The 22,336-nt window shown below is 59.6% G+C and carries 21 protein-coding genes, 2 pseudogenes and 1 riboswitch; of the genes and pseudogenes, 11 read left to right on the forward strand and 12 right to left on the reverse strand.

Annotated elements, in window-relative coordinates:
• The first annotated feature begins 12 nt into the window (after positions 1-12).
• Both fahA and CPter91_RS05925 read left to right on the forward strand, forming a co-directional pair.
• On the forward strand, positions 13-1,281 hold the full coding sequence (gene fahA, locus CPter91_RS05920; RefSeq protein ID WP_061938216.1) for a fumarylacetoacetase: 1,269 nt from the start codon (positions 13-15) through the stop codon (positions 1,279-1,281).
• 420 nt (positions 1,282-1,701) lie between these two features.
• Positions 1,702-2,070: a type II toxin-antitoxin system HicB family antitoxin gene (locus CPter91_RS05925; RefSeq protein WP_335340117.1), complete on the forward strand. Its 369-nt coding sequence runs from the start codon at positions 1,702-1,704 to the stop codon at positions 2,068-2,070.
• A 34-nt stretch (positions 2,071-2,104) separates the two neighbouring features.
• Here the strand turns inward: CPter91_RS05925 and CPter91_RS05930 are convergent, their stop codons facing one another.
• The 3 genes from CPter91_RS05930 to CPter91_RS05940 form a co-directional block, all read right to left on the reverse strand.
• Entirely contained in the window at positions 2,105-2,488 is a 384-nt protein-coding gene (locus tag CPter91_RS05930; RefSeq protein WP_061938220.1) for a type II toxin-antitoxin system HicB family antitoxin, read from the reverse strand.
• 8 nt (positions 2,489-2,496) lie between these two features.
• The gene (locus CPter91_RS27690) at positions 2,497-2,814 is read right to left on the reverse strand and encodes a type II toxin-antitoxin system HicA family toxin (protein ID WP_417924843.1); all 318 of its coding nucleotides are present in this window, start codon (positions 2,812-2,814) and stop codon (positions 2,497-2,499) included.
• A 143-nt stretch (positions 2,815-2,957) separates the two neighbouring features.
• The gene (locus CPter91_RS05940) at positions 2,958-3,641 is read right to left on the reverse strand and encodes a DJ-1/PfpI family protein (RefSeq protein ID WP_061938224.1); all 684 of its coding nucleotides are present in this window, start codon (positions 3,639-3,641) and stop codon (positions 2,958-2,960) included.
• A 97-nt stretch (positions 3,642-3,738) separates the two neighbouring features.
• On the opposite strand from CPter91_RS05940, the gene CPter91_RS05945 reads away from it, so the two are divergent.
• Positions 3,739-4,701, forward strand: coding sequence for a GlxA family transcriptional regulator (locus CPter91_RS05945; RefSeq protein ID WP_061938227.1), 963 nt, complete (start codon positions 3,739-3,741; stop codon positions 4,699-4,701).
• Between the two features lie 65 nt (positions 4,702-4,766).
• Here CPter91_RS05945 and CPter91_RS05950 read toward each other — a convergent pair whose 3' ends face one another.
• Both CPter91_RS05950 and lpxO read right to left on the reverse strand, forming a co-directional pair.
• Positions 4,767-5,831 (reverse strand): purine-nucleoside phosphorylase, encoded by a 1,065-nt coding sequence (locus tag CPter91_RS05950; protein WP_061938229.1) that lies wholly within the window; start codon positions 5,829-5,831, stop codon positions 4,767-4,769.
• A gap of 174 nt (positions 5,832-6,005) precedes the next feature.
• On the reverse strand, positions 6,006-6,908 hold the full coding sequence (gene lpxO, locus CPter91_RS05955; protein ID WP_061938231.1) for a lipid A hydroxylase LpxO: 903 nt from the start codon (positions 6,906-6,908) through the stop codon (positions 6,006-6,008).
• Positions 6,909-7,069: 161 nt separating this feature from the next.
• A riboswitch (yybP-ykoY riboswitch) is annotated at positions 7,070-7,242 on the forward strand.
• Between the two features lie 114 nt (positions 7,243-7,356).
• On the opposite strand from lpxO, the gene CPter91_RS05960 reads away from it, so the two are divergent.
• Positions 7,357-8,361, forward strand: a complete 1,005-nt coding sequence (locus CPter91_RS05960; RefSeq protein ID WP_061938234.1) for a sodium:calcium antiporter — start codon at positions 7,357-7,359, stop codon at positions 8,359-8,361.
• Positions 8,362-8,380: 19 nt separating this feature from the next.
• On the opposite strand, the pseudogene CPter91_RS05965 reads toward CPter91_RS05960, so the two are convergent.
• Positions 8,381-8,704 (reverse strand): annotated as a pseudogene (locus tag CPter91_RS05965) (YnfA family protein).
• Positions 8,705-8,831: 127 nt separating this feature from the next.
• Between CPter91_RS05965 and sugE the strand changes: the two are divergent.
• Positions 8,832-9,152 (forward strand): quaternary ammonium compound efflux SMR transporter SugE, encoded by a 321-nt coding sequence (sugE, locus tag CPter91_RS05970; RefSeq protein ID WP_061938237.1) that lies wholly within the window; start codon positions 8,832-8,834, stop codon positions 9,150-9,152.
• Here sugE and CPter91_RS05975 read toward each other — a convergent pair.
• Positions 9,149-9,469 (reverse strand): ribbon-helix-helix domain-containing protein, encoded by a 321-nt coding sequence (locus CPter91_RS05975; RefSeq protein WP_061938241.1) that lies wholly within the window; start codon positions 9,467-9,469, stop codon positions 9,149-9,151. The genes sugE and CPter91_RS05975 overlap by 4 nt on opposite strands.
• Before the next feature lie 70 nt (positions 9,470-9,539).
• Complete coding sequence (locus CPter91_RS05980; RefSeq protein WP_061938244.1) at positions 9,540-10,121, reverse strand: DJ-1/PfpI family protein; 582 nt, start codon at positions 10,119-10,121, stop codon at positions 9,540-9,542.
• Positions 10,122-10,394: 273 nt separating this feature from the next.
• On the opposite strand from CPter91_RS05980, the gene folE reads away from it, so the two are divergent.
• On the forward strand, positions 10,395-11,021 hold the full coding sequence (gene folE / locus CPter91_RS05985; protein WP_061938247.1) for a GTP cyclohydrolase I FolE: 627 nt from the start codon (positions 10,395-10,397) through the stop codon (positions 11,019-11,021).
• A gap of 69 nt (positions 11,022-11,090) precedes the next feature.
• Here folE and CPter91_RS05990 read toward each other — a convergent pair whose 3' ends face one another.
• Together CPter91_RS05990 and CPter91_RS05995 are read right to left on the reverse strand one after the other, a co-directional pair.
• On the reverse strand, positions 11,091-12,335 hold the full coding sequence (locus tag CPter91_RS05990) for an MFS transporter (RefSeq protein ID WP_061938252.1): 1,245 nt from the start codon (positions 12,333-12,335) through the stop codon (positions 11,091-11,093).
• Positions 12,336-12,510: 175 nt separating this feature from the next.
• Complete coding sequence (locus CPter91_RS05995; RefSeq protein WP_061938255.1) at positions 12,511-13,419, reverse strand: LysR family transcriptional regulator; 909 nt, start codon at positions 13,417-13,419, stop codon at positions 12,511-12,513.
• A gap of 146 nt (positions 13,420-13,565) precedes the next feature.
• On the opposite strand from CPter91_RS05995, the gene CPter91_RS06000 reads away from it, so the two are divergent.
• From CPter91_RS06000 to CPter91_RS06010, 3 genes are all read left to right on the forward strand, one after another.
• Complete coding sequence (locus tag CPter91_RS06000) at positions 13,566-14,450, forward strand: MBL fold metallo-hydrolase (protein WP_061938259.1); 885 nt, start codon at positions 13,566-13,568, stop codon at positions 14,448-14,450.
• Positions 14,444-15,166 (forward strand): DsbA family protein, encoded by a 723-nt coding sequence (locus CPter91_RS06005; protein WP_082792636.1) that lies wholly within the window; start codon positions 14,444-14,446, stop codon positions 15,164-15,166. The genes CPter91_RS06000 and CPter91_RS06005 overlap by 7 nt, the downstream gene beginning before the upstream one ends.
• Before the next feature lie 380 nt (positions 15,167-15,546).
• Positions 15,547-18,366 carry an autotransporter serine protease gene (locus CPter91_RS06010; protein WP_167595134.1) on the forward strand — a complete coding sequence of 940 codons (2,820 nt, stop codon included), beginning with the start codon at positions 15,547-15,549 and terminating at the stop codon, positions 18,364-18,366.
• A 107-nt stretch (positions 18,367-18,473) separates the two neighbouring features.
• Here CPter91_RS06010 and CPter91_RS06015 read toward each other — a convergent pair whose 3' ends face one another.
• Positions 18,474-19,634 (reverse strand): saccharopine dehydrogenase family protein, encoded by a 1,161-nt coding sequence (locus CPter91_RS06015; RefSeq protein ID WP_061945893.1) that lies wholly within the window; start codon positions 19,632-19,634, stop codon positions 18,474-18,476.
• A 155-nt stretch (positions 19,635-19,789) separates the two neighbouring features.
• Here CPter91_RS06015 and CPter91_RS06020 point away from each other — a divergent pair, with 155 nt between their 5' ends.
• The gene (locus tag CPter91_RS06020; protein WP_061938265.1) at positions 19,790-20,236 is read left to right on the forward strand and encodes an Lrp/AsnC family transcriptional regulator; all 447 of its coding nucleotides are present in this window, start codon (positions 19,790-19,792) and stop codon (positions 20,234-20,236) included.
• Between the two features lie 176 nt (positions 20,237-20,412).
• On the opposite strand, the gene CPter91_RS06025 is transcribed toward CPter91_RS06020, so the two are convergent.
• Complete coding sequence (locus tag CPter91_RS06025) at positions 20,413-21,273, reverse strand: NmrA family NAD(P)-binding protein (protein ID WP_061938268.1); 861 nt, start codon at positions 21,271-21,273, stop codon at positions 20,413-20,415.
• A gap of 111 nt (positions 21,274-21,384) precedes the next feature.
• Between CPter91_RS06025 and CPter91_RS06030 the strand changes: the two are divergent.
• Positions 21,385-22,292: pseudogene (locus tag CPter91_RS06030) on the forward strand (LysR family transcriptional regulator).
• Positions 22,293-22,336 lie beyond the last annotated feature (44 nt).

Raw genomic sequence — 22,336 nt, forward strand, 5'->3', positions numbered from 1 at the left:
AGAAAAGATATTATGCAAGCCAACGATCCGACATTGACATCCTTCATCCCGACTCCGCCAGAGTCGCATTTTCCTATCCAGAACCTGCCTTTCGGCGTGTTCAGCACTGCCGCCAATCCAGTGCCGCGGGTCGGCGTCGCGATCGGCGATCAGGTGCTGGACCTGGCCGCGCTGGCCGAGTCCGGCCTGCTGACGCTGAGTCCGGAAGTATTCCGCCAGCCGACTCTCAACGCCTTCATCGCGCTGGGCCACCAAACCTGGCGCAGCACCCGCGCCAGCATCAGCGAGCTGCTGCGCCACGACAATCTCCAGCTGCGCGATAACCAGGCGCTGCGCGACAAGGTATTCGTCGCGCAAGAACAGGCAACGCTGCATCTGCCGCTGGAGATCCCGGGCTATACCGATTTCTATTCATCGAAAGAACATGCGACCAATGTCGGCTCGATGTTCCGCGACCCGGCCAATGCGCTGCTGCCAAATTGGCTGCATATCCCGATCGGCTACAACGGCCGCGCCAGCTCGGTGGTGGTCAGCGGCACGCCGCTGCAGCGGCCGATGGGCCAGCTGAAACTGCCAGACGCCGATGTCCCGGTGTTTGGCGCCTGCCGCAAGCTGGATTTCGAGCTGGAAACCGGTTTCATCATCGGCCAGCCGAATGCCCTCGGCGAACCGATCGACATCGCCAATGCCGAGCAGCATATCTTCGGCATGGTGCTGCTGAACGACTGGAGCGCGCGCGATCTGCAGCAATGGGAATACGTGCCGCTGGGTCCGTTCAACAGCAAGTCCTTCGCCACTTCGATCTCGCCTTGGGTGGTCACGATGGATGCGCTGGAACCGTTCCGCGTCGACAGTCCGGCACAGCAGCCGCAACCGCTGCCGTACTTGCAGCAGAGCGGCAAGAACGGCTACGACATCACGCTGGAAGTAGCGCTGCAGCCCGGTGCAGCCGCCCAGCCGCAAACCATCTGCCGCACCAATTTCAAAGCCATGTACTGGACCATGGTGCAGCAGCTGGCGCATCACACCGTCTCCGGCTGCAACACCCGCATCGGCGACCTGATGGGCTCCGGCACCATCAGCGGCAGCACGCCGGAAGCGTATGGCAGCCTGCTGGAACTGACCTGGAACGGCAAGAACCCGCTCAGCCTGGCGGACGGCAGCCAGCGCAGCTTTATCCAGGACGGTGACGAGGTGGCGATGACCGGCTGGTGCCAGGGTGATGGCTATCGTGTCGGGTTTGGCGTGGTCAGCGGCAAGATATTGCCGGCGCGGGGTTGATGTAATAGATGTACAGACGATGGGCAATTCGAAAGGATTGCTTATCGTTGCGTGTTGATACGACCTTAGTAAATCTTCTTGTTCATGGCAAGGTTCCTTGCCTTGCCTTGCCTTGCCTTGCCTTGCCGCCGCCACATTTCTTGCGCTGTTCATCCTGGCGTTTATCTGCACCTCTTCACTTTCCGCCATAGCGCCTGCTTACTTCTGAATTCTCAGAAATCTGTCTTGCGCCGGGCTTTTTAAGTTTTTTGGCTAGCGACATTCGTGGTTTCAGGAACTGGAATGCCCTTGATACTTTGTCAAACTCGTTGAGAAGCCGTTATAACGGGTACATCAGTAAAGTAGCCGCTAGGCAAAATCAGGAGTCGCCATGAAATACCCAGCAGCATTTACACCCGATCAAGAAGCCGCGGTTTTGTTGTGACCTTTCGCGATATTCGGGAAGCAATCACTCAAGGCGATACCGAAGTCGAGGCACTGGAAATGGCTGCTGATGGTCTGCTTACTGCGATGGATTTCTATTTCGAGGATAAGCGTCAGGTTCCACTGCCTTCAAAAGCTAAGAAGGGCGAGCGGCTTATTCAATTACCCCTAAGCGTGGCTGCCAAGGTGTTATTACTCAATGAAATGCTCGAGCAGCAAATACGGCCAACCGACCTGGCGCTGCGGATGGATACCACGAAGCAGGAAGTGAATCGCCTGATCGATTTGCGCCACACCACCAAGATCGACAGAATTTCCGAGGCAATGAACGCACTTGGCAAGCAGATTGAATTAAGCGTGGCTTGATCCGAGCCTGTCGCTCACCGCGATTCCTGGTTTTTTACCGAGCCATCGCTTTCAATGCAGCCTGAGCCAGGAAGCCGGAACGCGTCAGCTGATGGGCTTTGGCGAAGGCGTCAATTTCGCGCAGCAGATTTTCAGGTAATGAAATGTTGAGCCGCACAGGTTTTGTATTGATTCTGGAACGGTCAATATTCACCAGCATCCAGTAACCATTGGCATAGTCTGCTGCGTCTTTCCATTTTTCGATCGATGTCGCTTCGGGAATATGTGTCTCGCCCTCGTACATGGTTGCAGCTGCTTCCTGGGCTTTTGCCGGCAGGGCGTTCAATTCGTCTGCGGCGGTAAACACGCCGGGAAGATCCGGAAAGCTGGCGCCGTAGGCGCTGTCTTTGTCTTTCCATACATAAAGCGGATATAGCATGTTCGTCCTCACTTCAGTTCGGCCTGTTTCAAGATGCTCTCGGCCGTGCCAAGCGGCAGATCCTTTTTCGGATACGGGACAATCATTGATTTTCCGCTGACAGGATGGCGATATTTGTGGTGGCTGCCTCGCGTAGAGACGTGCCTCCATCCGGCGGCCTTCAGTTGCTTGACAGTGTCGGCGCTGTTCATCTTAATGATACACATAAATACACATAAATACACAAAATAAAAGTATATTGTGTATTTTTGTGTATTAGCTGTTGTTTGAAAATTGCTTCTGACTGGCGTCAGCCCATCCCCAGAAAACCTGGGGATGGGCTGCATCCGGACATCGCTGGCGAACAATTGTGGAGAAGAACTGGTTGCGGCAATAGCGTCGAAAATCTTAAATGCAGCAATTGGTGCCGGGCCGGCATCTGATATTTGTGCCTAAACTGCCGCGGGTGTCCAACGGACGAGGCCGCGTACTAGGCGATCCGCGCAGCATTCCGGATTTGCGCTTCCACGGTCTGGATCCGTTTTTCCTGCGCCGCCAGGATTCGCGCCACACGCTCTGTTCCCGCCTTCTCCGGCGAGCCGCAATCGAACGGCGGCTGTGGATCGTATTCGAACACCAGCTGCAGCGATTTCGCCAGCTCGTCGCCGCCAAGTTCGGCCGCAAGCGTCAGGCTAAAATCGATGCCGGCTGTCACGCCGCCGCCGGAGAGGCGATTGCGGTCGCGTACTACCCGGGCGGCAACCGCTTCTGCGCCGAACAGCGGCAGATACTGGCGCCACATCCAGTGGCAGGCCGATTTATAGCCCTTCAATAACCCTGCCGCGCCCAATAGCAAGGAGCCGTTGCAGACCGAAGTGACATAGCGCGCGCCGGCTCCCTGCCGTTGCAAAAAGGCGATCGTTTCCGCATCGTTGAGCTGATCGCCCATGCCGATGCCACCGGGCACGCACAACACATCCAGCGGCGGGCAACCGGCAAAGGTGTCGCTGGGATTGATGGAAAAGCCGACGTCGGTCATGACTGGTTCAAGCTTCTTCCATACCAGGTGCACTTTGGCGCCAGGCACGCGGCTCAGTACTTGCGCCGGTCCGGTCAGGTCGAGCTGGGTGACGTTAGGAAACAGCAAAAAGCCGATATGAATTGCATCTGACATGTTTTTTCCTTTGCTTATGCGGCGCGTTGAGAGGGGCCAGGTAATTCTACAGGGGCCGGCTGTGGCATAAATGACAGATATGTATTAAATTCTGCCAATGACAAATCCCATCGATATGGCGCTGCTCGCTTTCGACGGCATGCAGATACTGGACATCACCGGCCCCGCCGCGGTCTTTGCCGCCGCCAACGATGCTTGCGGACGATTGTTTTATCGGGTGCATATTCTGTCGGCGGCAGGCGGTCCGGTGCAAAGCAACAGCGCGGTGAGCATCCTCACCGTGGCCATCGGGGACCTGCCGCCGCATTCGGTGCATACGCTGCTGCTGGTCGGCGGCGACGAATCCGGCCTGCGCCAGCTGGCTGCCACGCCACCGGTGCGCACATGGGTGCTGGCGACGGCGGCTGTGGCGCAGCGTTTCGGATCTGTCTGCAGCGGCGCCCTGGTGCTGGGAAATTTCGGGCTGCTCGATGGCAAGCGGGTGACGACGCATTGGAATAGCGGGGCCGCGCTGACGCAGCAAAATCCCGCGGCCAAGGTCGACATGAGCGCCTTGTATATTGAAGATGGCCGCGTCTGGACCTCGGCCGGCGTGACTACCGGCATCGACATGTGCCTGGCCATGGTGGAAAGGGATTTAGGCAGCGCCGTCGCCCACGCGGTTGCCCAGCGCCTGGTGCTGTACGCCCGGCGCCCCGGCTATCAATCGCAGTTCAGTCCAATGCTGAGCGCGCAGGCGCGCGCCGGAAGGCCGTTTTCAGAGCTGGTCGAATGGATGAAAAACAATCTGACGGAAACGCTGGATGTCCCCGAGCTTGCTGCGCGCGTCGCCATGTCCGGCCGCAGCTTTCACCGGAAATTCACCAATGCAATAGGTGAAACTCCCGGGCGTTTTGTCGAAACCTTGCGCCTCGACCATTCCCGCCATTTGTTGGCTGCCAAGCTCAGCCTCAAGGAAATCGCCGCCAGGACAGGCTTTTCAACGGCTGCGCAATTCACCAAAGCGTTCGAGCGCCGGTTTGGCGTTACGCCAGGTCTTTTTAGAGAGTTACATCGCTAACTCCTGAAAAGACCTGACTATCGTATAAAAATCAGCCGACACGTTGAAGCGTCGGCCGCCAGCATTTACCTGCGCGGCACGCCGTCGCGCCACTCGCCCCAATGCGTCACGATATCCTGCACCAGCGGATTCCCGGCGCGGTACAGATTCTCGGTGGCCGGCACGAAGCCGCCCTGGTCGGCATAGTTAAGCAGGTTGTCGGCGCTGGTCTGCCCTTGGTAAGGGCGGTCGAAATCCGATCCGGTACGCAATGCCGCGACCCGGCTCAGGTCCACTCGCTTGATGCTGGATGCGCGCTTCAAGGCTTCGAAAGTGGCATTGTCTTCCTGTGCGGTCATGCAGTAGACACCTTTGTTGTCGGTCAAGATCTTGGTCCACTGTCTTGCGCGTTCGCCGAGCAGCGTGCCGGACCACCAGGTATTGCCGGAAGCGATATCGCACTGGACCACGGTCGGCGGCTGGTTGGCCGGCGCATAGCTGAACTTGGAGCGCGCAACTTGTGCTTGCGGGCTATCTGCCAGCACCACATTGCGCGACAGCGCGAAGGCGGCGTCGGCCAGTTTCGGATTCAACTGGAAGACTTCGTTGCGATAGTCGAGCGGCGGTTTGTCAGTCGGGCTCTTGGTGTTGATGCCGAGATAGCCGGTATTCCAGCCGGCCGGGATTTCGCGCGCATCGAGTTCCCACTGGATGCCGAAATCGACCAGATACTTGGCCCATGCGGCTGAGCCGACAGTGGCGCGGCCAGGATCGACGCCGGCAATTCCGGAGATCAGGAAATAGGTGTGACGCAGGTCGAAGCGCGACGAGAAGGTGAGGGCCATGATCGACGCCGATGCATTGGCGTAGCCCATGCCGGTGGTGACCACGCAGACGTCTTGCCGGTTGCAATGGACATCGGGATAGTCCGGCGACAGGCCGGGCACGGAGACGGTCTTCCAGGGACCGATGCGATCCAGCCAGGCCTGGCCTTCGGGACCGAACATGGTGATGATCATGACCTTGACCGGGCGGTTCTGGGCGTTGGATTCAGTGAGCCCATCGCTGCCCCTGTCTTGCGCCAGCGATGGGACGGCGGAGTAAGCGGCAAGCGACAGGAAAGCTGCGGAAATAAGCGAGCGAGTCATCATGGGTTTTCCTTATGGCGAGTAGAAACGGTAGTCTACCCGTGAAAGCTGATTTATATTTCCGCATCGCAATATAACGATCTGTATATTCACTGCAAAAGGGACGCAAGACAGATGCAAAACGGGCGCAAAAAAGCCGCCCGCAGGCGGCTTGCTAAAACGTTTCTGGGACCGAGATCAGAGATAGATGATGGCTAACACCACGCCGATGATCAGGCCGAACTTGATGCACATGTACAGCGGCTTGCTGAATTTCTTCAGACGGCGGCGGTATTGGCCGGCAGCCCAGACGAAACGGAACAGCTTGTTGATGCCGCCGGTCTCGTCGCCGGTTTCGTTGGGCGATGCCGCCGCGCTCATCATGTGGCGGCCGAGCCAGCGGTTGATGGCTTGCGCCCAGCGGTAGCGCATCGGCCGCTCGATGTCGCAAAAGATGATGATGCGGTTGCTGTCGCAGCCGTTTTGCGCCCAGTGGATATAGGTTTCATCGAACACCACGCCCTGGCCGTCGCGCCAGCTGTAGCGCTGCTGGTTGACTTCGATGAAGCAGCGGTCGTCGTTCGGCGTCACCAGGCCGAGGTGATAACGCAGCGAACCGGCGAACGGATCGCGGTGCGGATTCAAAGTGCCGCCCGGCGCCAGTTCGGCGAACATGGCGGCCTTGACGCTCGGCGTGCGGCGCAGCAGCGCCACGGTCTTCGGACAGAACTGCTCGGCCGACGGATGGCTGGCGTCATACCATTTCAGGTAGAAGCGTTTCCAGCCGGCCTTGAAGAAAGAGTTGAAGCCGGCGTCGTCATTTTTTTCCGCGGCACGGATTTTTTCCAGGCCAATCAGGCCCTGTGCTTCATCGCGGATGGTTTCCCAGTTGTCTTCCAGGATCTTGAGGTCGGCGAAGGTGCTGGTCGGCAAATAAGGCGTGTTGGTCGGCACCTTCGAGAACATGTACATGAAGATGTTGAGCGGCGCCATGATCGACGAATGGTCGAACAGCTGCCGGAAAAACGGCAAGCGCGCCTTGCCGCGAAAGTGGACATACAACACCGACAAAATGAAAATACTGACTACTGCCCATTTCATAAAAATGTGCTCCGTTACAAATAAGCCGCCATTTTATCTCTTTTGCGCCTGTTATCTGTTATCCAAGCCGTTTGTTACCCTGGCTTGTTGCACGGGAGAATGTTTAAGGATGTGGCTGCCTTCATTGCCGCCGGCAATATTTCAGTGATAAAATTGCGGCTCCTTAGGGGAGTAGCCGCCTTCGAGTCTTTCGAAGAGCGCATGTCAACATACTTGGCGCTGTATCCAATTTACGCCATGGCATGCGCGACCGCACGGTTTGGCAAGACCTATGGTGCATGTCCTTCACCCGGCCGGGCGAAGGCGTCGCGCCATTCGTCAGTGCCCGGCCCTCAGGATGTCCCATGTTTAATTATCGCCAATGGCAGTGCCGGCGCACCGCTGCAGCCAGCTTTCCCCCCGTATTATTGCTTGTCTTGTCCCATGCATTCGTGGCCGGGGTGCGCGCATGATGCTCGCTATCGCCTTGCTGCTCGGCTCTGCCGTCGTCATCTACTTGTCCTGTGAATATTTCGTCAATAGCATCGAATGGGTAGGGCGCCGGCTCGGCATTGCCCAGAGCGCGGTAGGGACGGTGCTGGCGGCGTTCGGCACGGCCTTGCCGGAAAGCGTGGTGACCTTTGTCGCCGTAGTGTTCGGGCGCGATGCCGCGCACCGCGAAATCGGCGTCGGCGCCGCCCTCGGCGGTCCGCTGGTGTTGGCCACCATCGCTTATGCAGTGGTGGGGCTGATGTTCATCCTGAACCGCAAGAAGCTCGGCAGCATCCTGCTCTCTGCCAGCGCCGCCGCACGCCTGAGCCGGGATCAAGCCTGGTTCATCGGGATATTCGTGGTCAAGGTCGGCCTCGGGTTGGTGGCGTTTGCCATCAAGCCCTGGCTGGGCGTGTTTTTCCTGCTGGCCTATGGTGTCTACATCTGGGGCGAAATGCGCAAGGAAGAAGATGCCGATGCCGAGATCCACGAGCTGGAGCCGCTCAAGTTCCGTCCCCACGATCCGCAGCCGGTGCTGGGCTGGGCATTGCTGCAGACGTTGGTGGCGCTAGTGGTGATTTTCCTTAGCTCGCAGCTGTTCGTGCATCAGCTCGGTGAAATTTCTCCCTGGCTCGGCATCTCGCCGCAGCTGACTGCCTTGTTGCTGAGTCCGATTGCAACCGAACTGCCGGAAATCCTGAACGCCGTGATCTGGGTCCGGCAGGGCAAGCAGACGCTGGCCCTGAGCAATATCAGCGGCGCGATGATGATCCAGGCCACCATCCCGACCGCGCTGGTGCTGATCTTTACGCCGTGGATGCTCAGCCCGGCATTGATCTGGGCTGCCGCGGTCACCATGATCTCGATGTTCGGCCTGTATGCCTTGCTGCGCAAAGGCATGCTGAGCGGCGGCATCCTTGCGCTGTTCGGCTTGCTGTATGTGGTGTTTGCCGCTGGCCTTGGATGGATAGGCGTGCACTAACTGTTATGGTCAGAGTTTGTCAGGAGCGCGCACCCAAGGCAATCACCGCCGCGCCTGACAATGCCAGTCCTGCCCCCAGCAGATCGGTTCAGCGCGGCGCAATGCCGTCGACGCTCCACAGCCAGAAAATTGCCGTGGCGATATACACCGCACCGTAAGCCGCATACACGCGGCCGCTGGCGGCAGGGTGCAAGCTCAGCAGCCAGACGAAAGCGGTCAGGCTGATTGCCGCCGGCAGCAATAGCCATGCCGAGCCTTTGTTGTTTAGCCACAGCATGGGCAGATAGCAGCCGAGCAGTTCGGCGATGGCGGTCAGCAGGAACAAGCCGAAGGTTTTTGTCATGGCGTTCAAAGAGGGTGGAGGGGCAGGAAAGCGGCGAAACCGCTATACTAATGTTCTTTTGATATCCGGTGCCTGGACGACCTGGCACTGCATTCTATCCGGGGACGACCCCACTACTGGAGGTCGCATGGCCTGGATCATTCTCTTTCTCGCCGGCTTAGCTGAAATCGTCTGGGCCGTCGGCCTCAAATACTCTGAAGGTTTTACCCGCCTCTGGCCATCTGTGATCACGGTGGCCGGCATGGCCATCAGCATCTGGCTGCTGGCGCTCGCCATGCGCACCCTGCCGCTGGGCACCGCCTATGCGGTATGGACCGGGATCGGTGCGGTGGGATCGTTCATTGCCGGCATCGTGCTGCTGGGCGAGGCGGCCAGCCTGGCGCGCATCGGCAGCGTCAGCCTGATCGTGTTGGGATTGATCGGTTTGAAACTGTCGACGGCTGCCTAAGCCGCGGCGCTGATCTTGGTCGCCGCCGTGGCTGCCGTGGTGGCAAATCCGGCGTCGGTTTTCAGGCTCTGGTAACGCAGGCAGGTGACACGCAAGAAAGATGAAAAATTGCTGGCTTCGCCCAGGTGGGTAGTGACTTCATCGTGCAGCTTGGCGATCAGCTGGTTGGTGGTGAGGTCGTTATCCGCCGCCAATTCCGCCAGGGTCTGCCAGAACAGGTTCTCCAGCTTGATGGTGGTGATGACGCCCATGATGCGCACCGAACGGGCGCGCGACTCATACAGTATGGGATCGGCCTGGGCATAAATCTGACACATCGAACGCCTCGCTTCTTGCAGTTGAGCATGCTGGTAAAAATGCGGCCGCACTGGCAGCCGCACGCTGGCATCATAACTCGATGCGGGTCCCCAATGCAGTCAGGAACAATGCCAGCCAGGCTGGATGGGCCGGCCATGCCGGCGCGGTCACCAGGTTGCCGTCGCGGTGCGCCGCGGCGATATCGATTTCGGCATACTTGCCGCCGGCCAGCTTGACCTCCGGCGCGCAGGCAGGATAGGCCGAACAGGTTTTGCCTTCCAGCACGCCGGCCGCCGCCAGCAATTGCGGGCCATGGCAGACCGCGGCAATCGGCTTGTCGGAGGCATGGAACTGCTGGACGATTTCGATCACGCGCGGATTCAGGCGCAGGTACTCCGGGGCGCGGCCGCCGGGGATCAGCAAGGCGTCGTAGCGGCTGACGTCGACATCGCTGAACGCCGCATTCAAGGTAAAGTTATGGCCCGGCTTTTCGCTATAGGTCTGGTCGCCTTCAAAGTCGTGGATGGCGGTGCGGATCTGGGCGCCGGCGGCTTTGTTCGGACACACCACGTCGACCTGGTGGCCGACCATCTGCAAGGCCTGGAACGGCACCATCAGTTCATAATCTTCAACGTAGTCGCCGGCCAGGATCAGGATTTTCTTTGCGCTCATGATGGTTCTTTCAGTGAGGTTGGTGGGGCAGAGAAGGTCGAGTATGGGACCATGAAAACTTGTGCAGGTAATAACGGGGTATTACCGCGCCAGGTTTCGATGTTGCATTGCGCAAACGACGTGTTTTGACTAATCGAATGCACTAATGCGATAGCTGAATTACACTGTCGGCATTGGCCGCCGCGCTTGACCGAATGAATTCAGCATAAGTGTGCGGCTGCACAGCGGCAAGTAAAAATTATTTTAAAAAGGTAAGCAGATGAGGGTAAGCAGATGAGCTCAAAAGATTCATTGCCAGCGACGGCGGCCAGCACCTTGCCGGAACGTCCAAGCCGGGCCGAGGCGGAGTCGGCGATTCGTACTTTGCTGCGCTGGGCGGGCGACGATCCTGACCGCGAAGGCCTGCTGGACACGCCGGCGCGCGTGGCGCGCGCCTATGAAGAGTTCTTTGCCGGCTACAGCAAGGATCCGGTCGAGATCCTGTCGACCACGTTTTCGGAAGTGGAAGGCTATGACGAGATGGTGGTGCTGACCAACATCCGTTTTGAAAGCCATTGCGAGCACCACATGGCGCCTATCATCGGCAAGGCGCACGTGGCCTATCTGCCGGACCGGCGCGTGGTGGGGATTTCGAAACTGGCGCGCCTGGTGGATATCTATGCGAAGCGCCTGCAGATCCAGGAAAAAATGACGGTGCAGATCGCCGATACCCTGCAGCAGGTCTTGCTGCCGAAGGGCGTGGCGGTAGTGATCGAGGCATCGCACGGTTGCATGACCACGCGCGGCATCCACAAGCCGGGCACCAGCCTGGTGACCAGCCGCATGCTGGGCGCGTTCCGCGACGATCCGTCGACGCGGCGCGAGTTCATGAGCATCATCAGCCAGAAGCGCAGCGAGTAAGGTCTCTGTAGACAGACGCCGCCCGGCTTCAATGCCGGAAGCGCAGATGCTTCCGGCAATCCCTTCAGGTCAGATCAGCGGTCCCGCTTCCTTCTCTTCATGGCCGGTCACCCGCGCCTGCATGGCGCGCGCTACCACGCTGCGCGAAAGGTGCCAGTACAAGCCGATGACAGCGGTCGAGAACAGCGCAAAACCCATCATTCCCGCATACAGGTAAAACACCTTGTACAGCTCGATGCCGACGCCATACAGGGTCATGTTGATCATGCCCATGGTAGCGGCCACGGTAGCTTTCGAGACCGGGCTTTCAGTCAGGGTGAAACGTATCATCACCGCCGCCGACAAGCCTTCGCCGAAGGCGATCACGCTGATTGCCGCCACCAGGAAATAAGGCTTGTCGAGGAAAGCGGCGCCGAGCAGCATGATCAGGATGCCGACTGCAATCGGATACAGCGCGATCTTGATCGAACTACCCAGGCGCCAGCGATCGACCTGGCGTGCCAGCACCAGGTTGCCGGCGATCAGGCAGGCGAACACCGGAATTTGCCAGTAACCGTATTCGATCACGCTCAGATGGCCGTCGGCCACCAGGATTTCCGGTGACATCGCGATCCAGCCGATCAGAGGGATCGCCAGCAAAGGCATGCACATCGCTGCCTTGACGAAATGGCGGTTGCCGACCACTTCACGGTAGTCGTGCCAGATCTGCATCAGCGGCAGTTTCTCCTTGCGCGGCTTGACGGTCTCAGGCATGTGCCGCGCCAGGCCGATCAAGGCGATGGTGGCAATCGCGGCGATGAACACGAACACCATGCGCCACGGCAGAACCTCGATCATGAAGGCGCCTGCAACCGGGCCGATCAGCGGCGCAATCAGCGCCACATTCGCCATCAGGGCAGTGACCCGGATCGCTGCCTTTTCTTCGAACGCCTCCTGCACCACGGCATAGCCGACCGAAGAAATAAAGCACAAGCCCATGCCTTGCAGCACACGCAAGGCGATGAAGCTTTCGATGCTGCGCGAGAACAGCGTCGCCAGGCAAGCGATGATGAAAAACAGCGTGCCGCCCAGCATCACAGGACGGCGGCCGATGCGATCCGAGAGCGGTCCGAACAGCCATTGGAAGATCGCGCCGCCCACCAGGAAGGCGGTCATGGCGGAGGCCATCCAGGCCGCGCTGGCGCCGAATTCGCGGGTCACCGTCAGCATGCCGGGCTGGATCATGTCGTTGGCGATGTACACCGAAAATTCGAACAGCACCAGGGCCAGCGGGAACATCAGGGTGTTGCGGGTCAGCGTAGAAATTTTTTGCATTGTTTGATTCGCTTGGTAAAAACGAGGTGAAGCTATAGAGCCGGAGATCGGGCATCGCGCCGGGCCGGCCGGCTTGCGATTAGGTACAAGGTGCTGATCCGGCGAGGGCGGCAAAGCCGCACATGGCGTCAGCGGGTGAGGTTGTCTGGCGCAATCGCCTGAAGAAATGACGTCGTCAATGGACCGGCGCTTCCCAGCCGGAGTCTGCGCTGAATTCCTCGACCAGAAAATCGAGCATGGCGCGCAGGACGGCAGGCATTTGACGGCGCGAAGCATAGACGCCGTAAATGCTCAATTCGCGCGGGCGATATTCGCCGAGCAGCGCCCGTAGTCTACCACTATGCAGCAATCCTGCGGCGGCGTGCAGCGGCTGCAAGGCGATCCCGGCGCCGCATGCCGCCGCTTCCAGCAGCACCGACGATTCATTGGCGCTCATGTTGCCGCCCACCGGCACGCTAACGGGCACGCCATCCTTCTCGAATTCCCACAGGCTTTTACCGAAATAGGAATAGGTCAGGCAGTTATGCAGGGCCAGGTCTTCGATGGTTTTCGGTGTGCCGTGCTGTTCCAGATAGGACGGCGCCGCCACCACCACCGAGTGGCATACCGCCAGCTTACGCGCAATCAGGTTGGGATCGAGCGCATTGGTGATACGGATCGCCAGGTCGATCCGTTCTTCGATCAGGTTGACGGTGCGGTCCACCATCAGCATGTCGATCGCGGTGGCGGGATAGCGCTTGAGGAAGCGAGTCAGCAGCGGCACCAGATAGGTTTGTCCCATCGACATGCTGAAGGTCAGGCGCAGCGTCCCTTGCGGCGTGTTCTCGGGCGCTGCCGCCGAGGATTGGATGTCGCCGGCCATGTCCAGCATTTGCCGGCAACGCGGCAAGGTATCGCTGCCGGCCGAGGTCAGGCTGAGCTTGCGGGTGGTCCGGTGCAGCAGGCGCGCGCCAACCCATTCCTCCAGCTCGGCCAGATAGCGCGACACCATGGCGCGCGACATGTCGAGCTTGTCGGCGGCGGCGGTCAGGCTACCCAGGTCGGCCACCTCGACAAAGACTTGCATCGCGATCAATCTGTCCATGGCTATTCCTGTCTACGTCCTCATCTATGCAATCGATTAGATCGATTAGATCGATTCATGCAACAAACTATGCATCATTATGGGGTTTTTCGCATCGTTTTTGGCAACTATGATGATGGTTCTTTCACTGCACTCTGGAGATATCAATGTTTAAACCTACTGTATTCCGTTCACTGCTCGCAGCTGCCGCCGGCCTGATGATTGCCGCCACCGCCAGCGCAGCGCCGCAACCGCTCAAATTGGAAGTCTATAACCCGGGCACCAGCGGCATTTTCCCGGTGTCGTCCGAGTTGATAACCGGCAAGACTGACGCCATCGTCATCGATGCCCAGTTCGACCGCGCCAGCGCTGAGCAACTGCTGAAAAAAGTGCAGGACAGCGGCAAGAAACTGACCACCATCTACATCAGCCATGGCGATCCCGATTATTACTTTGGCCTGGAAGTGCTGAAGGCAGCCTATCCGGACGCCAGGATCGTGGCGCCGGCGCCGGTGGTCGCCCACATCAAGGCAACCATGGATGGCAAGCTGGCATTCTGGGGCCCCAAGCTGGGCGCCAATGCACCTAAGCAGCTGATCGTGCCGGAACCACTGGAAGGCAATACGCTGACGCTGGAAGGCCGCAAGCTGGAAGTCATCGGCCTCGAAGGCGCCAGCCCGGACCGCACTTTCGTCTGGATCCCATCGCTGAAAGCCGTGGTGGGCGGTGTGCTGGTGGTCGGTAATGAACATGTGTGGACGGCCGATACCCAGACCCTGGCCTCGCGCCAGCAATGGATCAAGATGCTCGACAAGATCAGCGCCTTGCATCCGCAAGTCGTGGTGCCAGGCCATTTCAGTGCCGGCGCACCGCAAAACATCGCATCGGTGCGCTTCACCAAAGACTACTTGAAGACCTATGAAGCTGAGACAGTCAAGGCCAAGGATTCTGCAGCCCTGATCGAAGCCATGAAGAAGCATTACCCGAACCTGGACGGCGTCTCATCCCTGGAGCTGGGCGCCAAGGTCAGCAAAGGTGAAATGAAATGGTAGAGCGCAATCATTGCAACGACGACAGCTGCGTGCTGCCCGGCGCAGCTGACGCCGGGGCAGACGACGCAGCGGCGCCGCGGGCCGCCAGCGGCACAGTGCTGCATTACATCTACGATCCGCTGTGCGGCTGGTGCTATGGCGCCGCGCCCTTGCTGAAAGCGGCGCAAGAGGTCGACGGCCTTGCCATCGTATTGCATGGCGGCGGCATGCTGAGCGGCAGCAACCGCAAGCAGGTCAGTGCGCAGTTGCGCAACTACGTGATGCAGCACGATCACAGGATTGCGGCGATGACCGGCCAGCCGTTCGGCGACAGCTACTTCAACGGTTTGCTGCTGGACACCAGCGCTGTGCTGGATTCGGATCCGCCGATCACTGCGGTGCTAGCCGCCGACGCTTGCGGCGGGCGCGGGCTGGCCATGCTGGCGCGGATCCAGACTGCGCACTATGTGCAGGGCTTGCGGGTTGCCGATACCGCAGTGCTGCGCAGCCTGGCCCTGGAAATCGGCCTTGATGCAGCCCAGTTCGACAGCGCGTTTGCGACGCACGGCGGCGCTGCCGCCCAGGCCCACATCGCTGCCAGCCGAGCGCTGCTGAACCAGGTTGGCGGCCAGGGCTTTCCTACTTTTGTTCTGCAGCGCGGAGAGCAATTGCAGGTCCTGGATGCCGGACGTTTCCTGGGGCAGGCGGAAGCATGGAAAGTGGTTTTGCAGAGCTGATGGCGGTCCCGTAGGGATGGCTGCATCTCGATAAAAAGTCTGCCGAAAGGCAGGCTTTTTTTTGTCCTGATCGTTTGTATCGATGAGCGAAAAACGTAGGATTCAAGAATGTTTCAAATTTGCCATTTAGTTGTTAGTCTGCAGTCATTTAATGATAACTACTTGCTATTTTCTACTAAAGATGACGATCTTGCATGCAGCGATTTCACAACATTTTACAGAAACTGCTCATTTTTTTAGCATTTAATGACAGCCTTGCATTGTATCTGCGATGGTCCAACGGTATCTTTGCAAGCAAATTTTCACCACGTAATTTGGCGTAAGACAGGTACGACTTTTTCAGACTGTGTTTGCCGCAAGTTATTCAATCGAGTAGACCCATGAATCGCAAACATATCAGTCGTTTTCCTTTATCAGTCGTTTCCATCGCCGTCATGAGTACGCTCGCAGCCTGTGGCGGCGGTGGCGGCGGTTCCAGTAACTCCTCCGATGGCGCCCAGCCGCCGGTGGCGACCAATCCGGCGCCAACCACAGCTACCCCGACAGCAGCGACCCCGGTCCTGAGCCCCTCTGATCCGAGCAATGCCAATGCAGCGCATGCGCGCGGCATTACCGGCGCCGGCGTCACGGTGGCGGTGGTCGACACCGATTTCAATGTATCGGATCCGGAGTTTGCCGGACGCTTGACCAAATACGTCTACGCCAGCGGCGGCGCCGGCAATCCGCACGGCAGCGAAGTGGCGGAAGCTCTGGGCGGCAGCACCTACGGCGTGGCGCCGGCAGTCAGCATGCTGGGGGCCGCGGTTGGCACCGGCGGCGACAATGTTTCGTTCACCAGCCCGGTGTACCAGGATCTGTTCAACAAGGGCGCGCGCCTGTTCAACCAGTCGAACGCCTTCGGCTCGATCGCCACGCCGGGTGGCAACGGCCCGACCTTCTACAATATTTATCAGCCGTTCGTCAGCCAAGGCAGCCTGTTTATCTGGGCCGCCGGCAATGACGGCAGCGCCCATCCCAGCCTGACCGCCGGTCTGCCGGCTCTGTATCCGGACCTGCAAAAGGGCTGGCTGGCCGTGGTGGCGGTGAACGCCGCCGGCGGTGCGCAAGGCTACAGCAGCAGCGACACTACACCGGGCGTGATTTCCAGCTATTCCAACCGCTGCGGCGAAGCCGCCAACTGGTGCCTGGCTGCGCCCGGCGATTTCATCTCGGCGAGCGCCGGCGGCCGCGTTTACGGCACGTCGTTTGCCGCGCCTGCGGTCACCGGCGCGGCAGCGCTGGTGCAGCAGGCATTTCCCTGGATGAGCGCCGACCAGATCCGCCAGACCATCTTGTCGACCGCTACCAGCATGGGCGATACCGCCACTTACGGCTGGGGTTTGCTGAACGCCAGCAAGGCTGCCAGCGGACCGGGCTTGTTCGATACCCGGCTAACGCTGGGCGGCAACTTCGTCGCCAAGTTCGATTCCGTCAGCTCGACCTTTGGCAACGACATCGGCGGCAATAGCGGTTTGCTCAAGGATGGTACGGGCACGCTGACGCTGGCCGGCAATAACACTTATAGCGGCGCCACTGAAATTCTCAAGGGCACGCTCAACGTCACCGGCGCGGTAGCGACCGCGGTGACGATCGACAGCGCCGGCATCCTCTCCGGCGACGGCGGCAAGGTCGGCGGCAGCGTCTTCAATTACGGCCGTCTCAGCAATACCGGCAACGGCATGACCATCAACGGCAATTACACCGCCAGCGCCAGCGCGGTGCTGGCCAACCAGTTCAACACGACCTTGACGGTGGGCGGCAACGCGGCGCTCGGCAATTCGCACCTGGTCGCCACCACGCCGGCCGGCAGCAGCGATCCGTCCGGCTATGTGGCGCAGCAGGTCGGTGTCAAAGGCAAGGTGCTGACGGCCGCTAACGGCGTCACCGGACAATTCCAGGACGTCTCGTTTGAACATGACGGTACGGCTTTCAATCCCGGCACTTTCCTGAGCGCGACGCTGGGCTATACGCCAACCGAGGTCGATCTCACCGTCGCGCGCAATGACGTGCAGGCGGTGGCGGCGAAAGCTTTCGCGGCGGATCCTACCCGCACCAGCAGCGCAGCCAATGTCGAACAGGGGCTTAAGGCCGCCGACGCCATGGTCGCCAGCGGCAATACCGGCGGCAATAATGCAGCGTTCCTCAGCAGCGCCGCGGCCATCCAGCGCACGGCGGATATTGCGGCTGCCGGCCAGGTATTGGATAGTTTGTCGGGCCAGATCTACGCCTCGTCGCAGGCCCTGACTTTCCAGCAGTCGCAAGCCATCAACCGTGATTTGTCGAATCGCCTGGCGCTGCTGGGCAGCCCGATTTCATCGGATGCCAAGGCCGGTTTATGGGCCAGCGTGATCGGCGCCACCGGCAAGCTCGGCCAGTCCGGCTATTCCTCGGCCGATACCTCAACCTGGGGCGGCCAGTTCGGTTTCGATACGCATCTGAATGACAAGGCGATCGTCGGCGCTGCGCTCTCCTACTCGGAAAGCAAAGCCAGCTTCGACCGCTTCGGTGGCGCTTCCGACAGCCAGAACACCAGCCTGTCGCTATACGGCCGCTATGCGCTGAGCAAGGATGGCGTGTATGTTTCCGGCCGCGCCGGTGTCGCCAGCATCACCAGCAAGATCAACCGTACGGCGTTGCTCGGTAGTGAAACCGACAGCCTGTCCGCCAACCATACCGACAGCATGATCTCGGCCTATGCCGAAACCGGCTACGTACGCCAGCTGTCGCCGACAGCAACGCTGACGCCGTTTGCCGGCATCAGCTACGATCGCCTCAAGCGCGGCGGCTTCACGGAAGCCGGCAGCGCCTTCGGCCTGACCGCTGGCAGCAACACCTATCAACAGACTGCGAGCGTACTGGGTCTGCGCGGCGACACCAGGTTTGACTGGTTCGGCGGCAGCAGCAATCTGCAAGCCTACGGCGCCTGGCAGCACGGCTTCAACAGCGGCAACCTGGATTTCAACGCTGCTTTCGTTGGTGCGCCGACCGCTGGTTTCAACGTGCAAGGCATCGGCCTGGCGCGCAATAGCGGCTGGGCTGGCATCGGCATCACCACCGCGGTCAACCGCAAGTGGAGCTGGTATGGCAATTACGATGCGCAGTTCGGCAAGGGCGGCGTAGTCAACAATGTCTTCTCGCTCGGTGCCCGCATGTCTTTCTGATTTTCCCTGAATCCATCGCGGACGATAAAAAAAACGGCCGGTATAACTCTCGCGAGCTATACCGGCCGTTTTAGCTGGTGCTGTTTGTTGGCTTGCTGGCGATCAGTTTAAGCAACCGCTTTCAATTTGTTGTAGTCGGTATTGCTGGCTGGTGCAAAGCCGCCGTGGCCAGGTGCGTGGCTGGCGTAGAACTGGCCGAAGCGGTTGCCCAGGAAGTCGGACAAAGTCGCTTGTTCCTGGCGCACGAAGCCGCTTTGCGGCAACACGCCGGTCACCACCAGGTCGACCATCGCGCAGATGCCTGCCGCGGTAGTCAGCTGGATCGCCGACAGCAGCTGGCCGTTGACGTGCTGGCTGTAGATCTTCTTGGCATAGGTTTCTTGCTCAAGGCGGCCATCGCGCATGCCGCTGACGCTGACGAAAGTCAGCACCACGTCTTGCTTGGTGATCGGGATCGAAGTTTCCAGCACTTCTTTCAGGATCGGACGGCGTTCCAGCTTGCCCAGTTGCAGGTCGCGCACCAGGATCTTGATGATGTCGCGGTGGCCTGGGTAACGCACAGTCTTGTAATCCAGGTTCTGGATCCGGCCTTGCCAGCTTTCGCACAGGGTGCCGAGGCCGCCCGAAGTGTTGAATGCTTCGTAGTCGATACCGTCCAGCGAGAAATGTTCCAGCTCTTCCAGCGGCGAAGTTTCGCGCAGGGTGCCGTCGACAATCGCTTCGCAAGGATTGCAGTACTCGTTGATCAGGCCGTCGGTGCTCCAGGTCAGATTGTATTTGAGTGCGTTGCTCGGGAAAGTCGGCAGCGCGCCCACACGCATCTTGACGTCGTGCAGGGTTTCAAAACGATTGGCGACATCATTGGCGACGATCGAAATGAAGCCAGGTGCCAGGCCGCATTGCGGCACGAAAGCGGTGGTCGAATCCTGGGCGATCGATTTGACGAAGCGGGTGCTTTCGACATCTTCGGTCAGGTCGAAGTAGTGCGAGCCGGCAGCCTTGGCCGCTGCGGCGATGACCGGTGTCAGGAAATAAGGGCAGGCCGACAAGGTGACGTCATGGCCGCTGATCAGCTTGGTCACGGTTGGGGCGTGCGAAATGTCCGCCAGGATCGTCGTCACGTTCGGAAAGCCTGCTTGCTTCACGTATTCCAGGCGTTGCGGATCGCGGTCGGCCACGGTCAGGATATAGTCGCCGGTGTGCGACAACAGGTTGAGGATGGCGTCGCCGATCTTGCCGGCGCCTAATAGGATCAGTTTGGTAGTCATGTCGTCGCTCACTCTTGGTTATTTAGTTATGGCCGATGCCGCTGTTCTGCTGACACCATTCTAAATTCAAGCAAAGTCAGATAATAGAGTGTAAATAGTCGTCAAAATGTATAATAACGATACAATTTGACGATTATTGAAGATGGATTGTAGCGATGAGAGAGAAACTTGACGAAGTCGACCACAAAATCCTGGCCTTGCTGATGGACGATGCGCGGCTTTCCATGGCGACCGTCGCCAAGCGCGTCGGCATCGCCCGGACTACCGCGATCGCGCGCCTGGCGGCAATGGAAAAGAAGGGTGTGATCGCCGGTTATGGCGTGCGCCTGGACCTGGAACTGTACCAGCCGGCGGTGCGCGCTTACGTCGGCATTTCGATCGATTCCCGCAATGCACCACTTTTAGTACAGCAGTTGCAAAAAATGTCACAGGTCGAGACGCTGTGCGCGGTGAGCGGCGTGATCGACTACATGCTGACCTTACGCTGCCAATCGACCGATGAGCTGGACCGTCTGCTGGACCAGATCGGCGCCATGGAAGGCGTGCGGCACACTTCGACCTCGATCATCCTGAGCAAGCGCATCGACCGCGGGCCGATTTGAGCACTCCAGGAGATATGTGATTTATCTATAACTGTTATACAAATAATAAAGCAGACATCGATGCTGCACTGCCATATAGTTACACCTGTCTCCTCCAACACCTCCTAAGGTTTGGATTCAACCCGCTACCGGAAGGTCAGGCGGGTTTTTTTTTGCCCTGGCAAATAGCAGGCTGCTTAAACTGCCTGCGCCGCCAGCAATTGCTTCAGCACCGTGGCTAGCGTCACCTTGCCTTTACGCGCCGTTCCGGCAAATTCGATCCAGCCCTGGTTAAAGCCGTCCAGCATCCGCATGCGCGGCTCTGGATCGATCGCACCCTGGGCGCTGAAAATATCGCGCCAGGTCTCGCGTGGCACGGCTTCCACGCGTACCGGCTGCGCCAGCAGTTCGGCGAAGGTGGCCGCGATCTGGTTCGGCGTGATCCGTTCCGGTCCTTCCAGTTCAACGATGCGCCGGCCTTGCCATTGTTCCAGCAGCAATTCAGCCGCCACCCTGCCCACGTCGGCAGTGGCGATCATCGGCACCGGCTTGTCGAGCGGCTGCAGGAAGCTGGGAATCACGCCGTCGTTGCGCGCCGGCGCCACATCCCATAAAGCATTCTCCATGAACCAGGCCGGCCGCAGGAAGGTCAGCGGCAGATCCAGCCTGCCCAGTTCGGTTTCCATGATCTGCAGCTGGGTCAGCAGGTTGGTCTGTGTCGCTTGCGCGCCGATCGTCGACAGGCACACTACTTTGGCCGGCCTGGCTGCAGCCAGCGCCTGGTGTAGCGCTGCCAGGATGCGCCTTACCTCGGGAAAGCCAGGCGAGGGCGCAAAATTCGACGGCATCAGGATGAATACGCCGTCGACGCCGCTGAACGCGCTTTGCAGCGCCGCCGCATCGTTCATCTCGGCCAGCGCCACCTGGCAGCCTTGTTTTGCCCAGGCTTCGCCCTTGGCGGCGTCGCGCACCACGGCGCGCACCGCGTGACCTTCTGCCAATAAGGTGCGGGCCACTGCGCCGCCGACCTTGCCGCTGATACCGGTGATTGCATACATCTTGTTTCTCCTGTTGAAAACGACTGTTGTCGCGTTGGCGAGAATTATGCTGCGCTAGGATAAATTCTCCGATAGCATGAGTGTCATTGAATAAATGACGAGAAATCACTAATGAGTTTCGACGGACGTCTGGTCGGGGCATGGCAGTGTTGTCGGCAGTGGTAGACGGCGGCAGCTTCGTGCAAGCCGCCGAAAGCCTGGACATGACGCCTTCCGGCGTCAGCCGCGCTATCGCCAGGCTGGAAAAGCGCCTTGGCATCCGCTTGTTCGACCGCACTACGCGCTCGGTCACGCTGACCGATGAAGGACGGCGCTTGTATCAAGAGATCGCGCCCTTGCTGGCTAGCCTGGAGCAGGCTGCCGATGGCGCCGCCGCCAGCGCGCAATCGGTGCGCGGACGCCTGCGGGTAAATATCGATCCCTACTTTTCCCGCCTGATTCTCGGCCCGGCGCTGGACAGGTTCATGAACAGCTACCCGGAATTGCAGCTGGATCTGTTTACCAGCAACCAGCTAGGCGATCTGGTGGCGGACGGCGTCGACCTGTCCTTGCGTTTTGGCCATCCGGCTTCGTCCTCGCTGATCGCCAGGAAGCTGTTGGAGACCCGTGTCGTGACGGTGGCGGCGCCAGCCTACCTGCGGCGGCACGGACGGCCGCAGACGCCGGCCGAACTGGACAGCGGCCAGCACGCCCGCATCGAATTCCGCGATCCCGAATCAGGCCGGCCGTTTGCCTGGGAATTCCATCGCGGCGCCGAACGCGTCATACTCACCGGGAAAGGCCGGCTCACCGTCAATGACGCCGGAACCTTGTATAGCGTGTGCGAGGCGGGGCATGCGATTGCCCAGGTGTTTGAACTCGGGGTGGAGCGCGCCTTGCAGGAGGGCCGGCTGATCGAGCTGTTTCCAGACTGGCGCGACGAATTGTTCCCGCTGTATGCCTTGTATCCCTCGCGCCATCTGCCGCCTGCCAAGGTAAGCGCCTTCCTGGAATTCGTGACCGCCTTGTGCCGGCCATAAGGAGAATGCCGGCGCCATGCCGATAATGGCCGTAGCCCTGCCGT

This window comes from Collimonas pratensis (assembly GCF_001584185.1).
Classification (GTDB): domain Bacteria; phylum Pseudomonadota; class Gammaproteobacteria; order Burkholderiales; family Burkholderiaceae_D; genus Collimonas; species Collimonas pratensis.

What these genes read in the sequence shown, in the direction of transcription:
- CPter91_RS06025 (WP_061938268.1), bottom strand. Translation starts at nt 21,273, where the DNA reads ATGTATGCAATCACCGGTATCAGCGGCAAGGTCGGCGGCGCAGTGGCC.
- CPter91_RS05995 (WP_061938255.1), bottom strand. Translation starts at nt 13,419, where the DNA reads ATGGACAGATTGATCGCGATGCAAGTCTTTGTCGAGGTGGCCGACCTG.
- CPter91_RS06020 (WP_061938265.1), top strand. Translation starts at nt 19,790, where the DNA reads ATGAGAGAGAAACTTGACGAAGTCGACCACAAAATCCTGGCCTTGCTG.
- CPter91_RS05945 (WP_061938227.1), top strand. Translation starts at nt 3,739, where the DNA reads ATGACAAATCCCATCGATATGGCGCTGCTCGCTTTCGACGGCATGCAG.
- folE (WP_061938247.1), top strand. Translation starts at nt 10,395, where the DNA reads ATGAGCTCAAAAGATTCATTGCCAGCGACGGCGGCCAGCACCTTGCCG.
- CPter91_RS06000 (WP_061938259.1), top strand. Translation starts at nt 13,566, where the DNA reads ATGTTTAAACCTACTGTATTCCGTTCACTGCTCGCAGCTGCCGCCGGC.
- CPter91_RS05975 (WP_061938241.1), bottom strand. Translation starts at nt 9,469, where the DNA reads ATGTGTCAGATTTATGCCCAGGCCGATCCCATACTGTATGAGTCGCGC.
- CPter91_RS05990 (WP_061938252.1), bottom strand. Translation starts at nt 12,335, where the DNA reads ATGCAAAAAATTTCTACGCTGACCCGCAACACCCTGATGTTCCCGCTG.
- lpxO (WP_061938231.1), bottom strand. Translation starts at nt 6,908, where the DNA reads ATGAAATGGGCAGTAGTCAGTATTTTCATTTTGTCGGTGTTGTATGTC.
- CPter91_RS05960 (WP_061938234.1), top strand. Translation starts at nt 7,357, where the DNA reads ATGATGCTCGCTATCGCCTTGCTGCTCGGCTCTGCCGTCGTCATCTAC.
- CPter91_RS05940 (WP_061938224.1), bottom strand. Translation starts at nt 3,641, where the DNA reads ATGTCAGATGCAATTCATATCGGCTTTTTGCTGTTTCCTAACGTCACC.
- CPter91_RS27690 (WP_417924843.1), bottom strand. Translation starts at nt 2,814, where the DNA reads ATGCAGCCCATCCCCAGGTTTTCTGGGGATGGGCTGACGCCAGTCAGA.
- CPter91_RS06015 (WP_061945893.1), bottom strand. Translation starts at nt 19,634, where the DNA reads ATGACTACCAAACTGATCCTATTAGGCGCCGGCAAGATCGGCGACGCC.
- CPter91_RS06010 (WP_167595134.1), top strand. Translation starts at nt 15,547, where the DNA reads ATGAATCGCAAACATATCAGTCGTTTTCCTTTATCAGTCGTTTCCATC.
- CPter91_RS05980 (WP_061938244.1), bottom strand. Translation starts at nt 10,121, where the DNA reads ATGAGCGCAAAGAAAATCCTGATCCTGGCCGGCGACTACGTTGAAGAT.
- sugE (WP_061938237.1), top strand. Translation starts at nt 8,832, where the DNA reads ATGGCCTGGATCATTCTCTTTCTCGCCGGCTTAGCTGAAATCGTCTGG.
- CPter91_RS06005 (WP_082792636.1), top strand. Translation starts at nt 14,444, where the DNA reads ATGGTAGAGCGCAATCATTGCAACGACGACAGCTGCGTGCTGCCCGGC.
- CPter91_RS05950 (WP_061938229.1), bottom strand. Translation starts at nt 5,831, where the DNA reads ATGATGACTCGCTCGCTTATTTCCGCAGCTTTCCTGTCGCTTGCCGCT.
- fahA (WP_061938216.1), top strand. Translation starts at nt 13, where the DNA reads ATGCAAGCCAACGATCCGACATTGACATCCTTCATCCCGACTCCGCCA.
- CPter91_RS05930 (WP_061938220.1), bottom strand. Translation starts at nt 2,488, where the DNA reads ATGCTATATCCGCTTTATGTATGGAAAGACAAAGACAGCGCCTACGGC.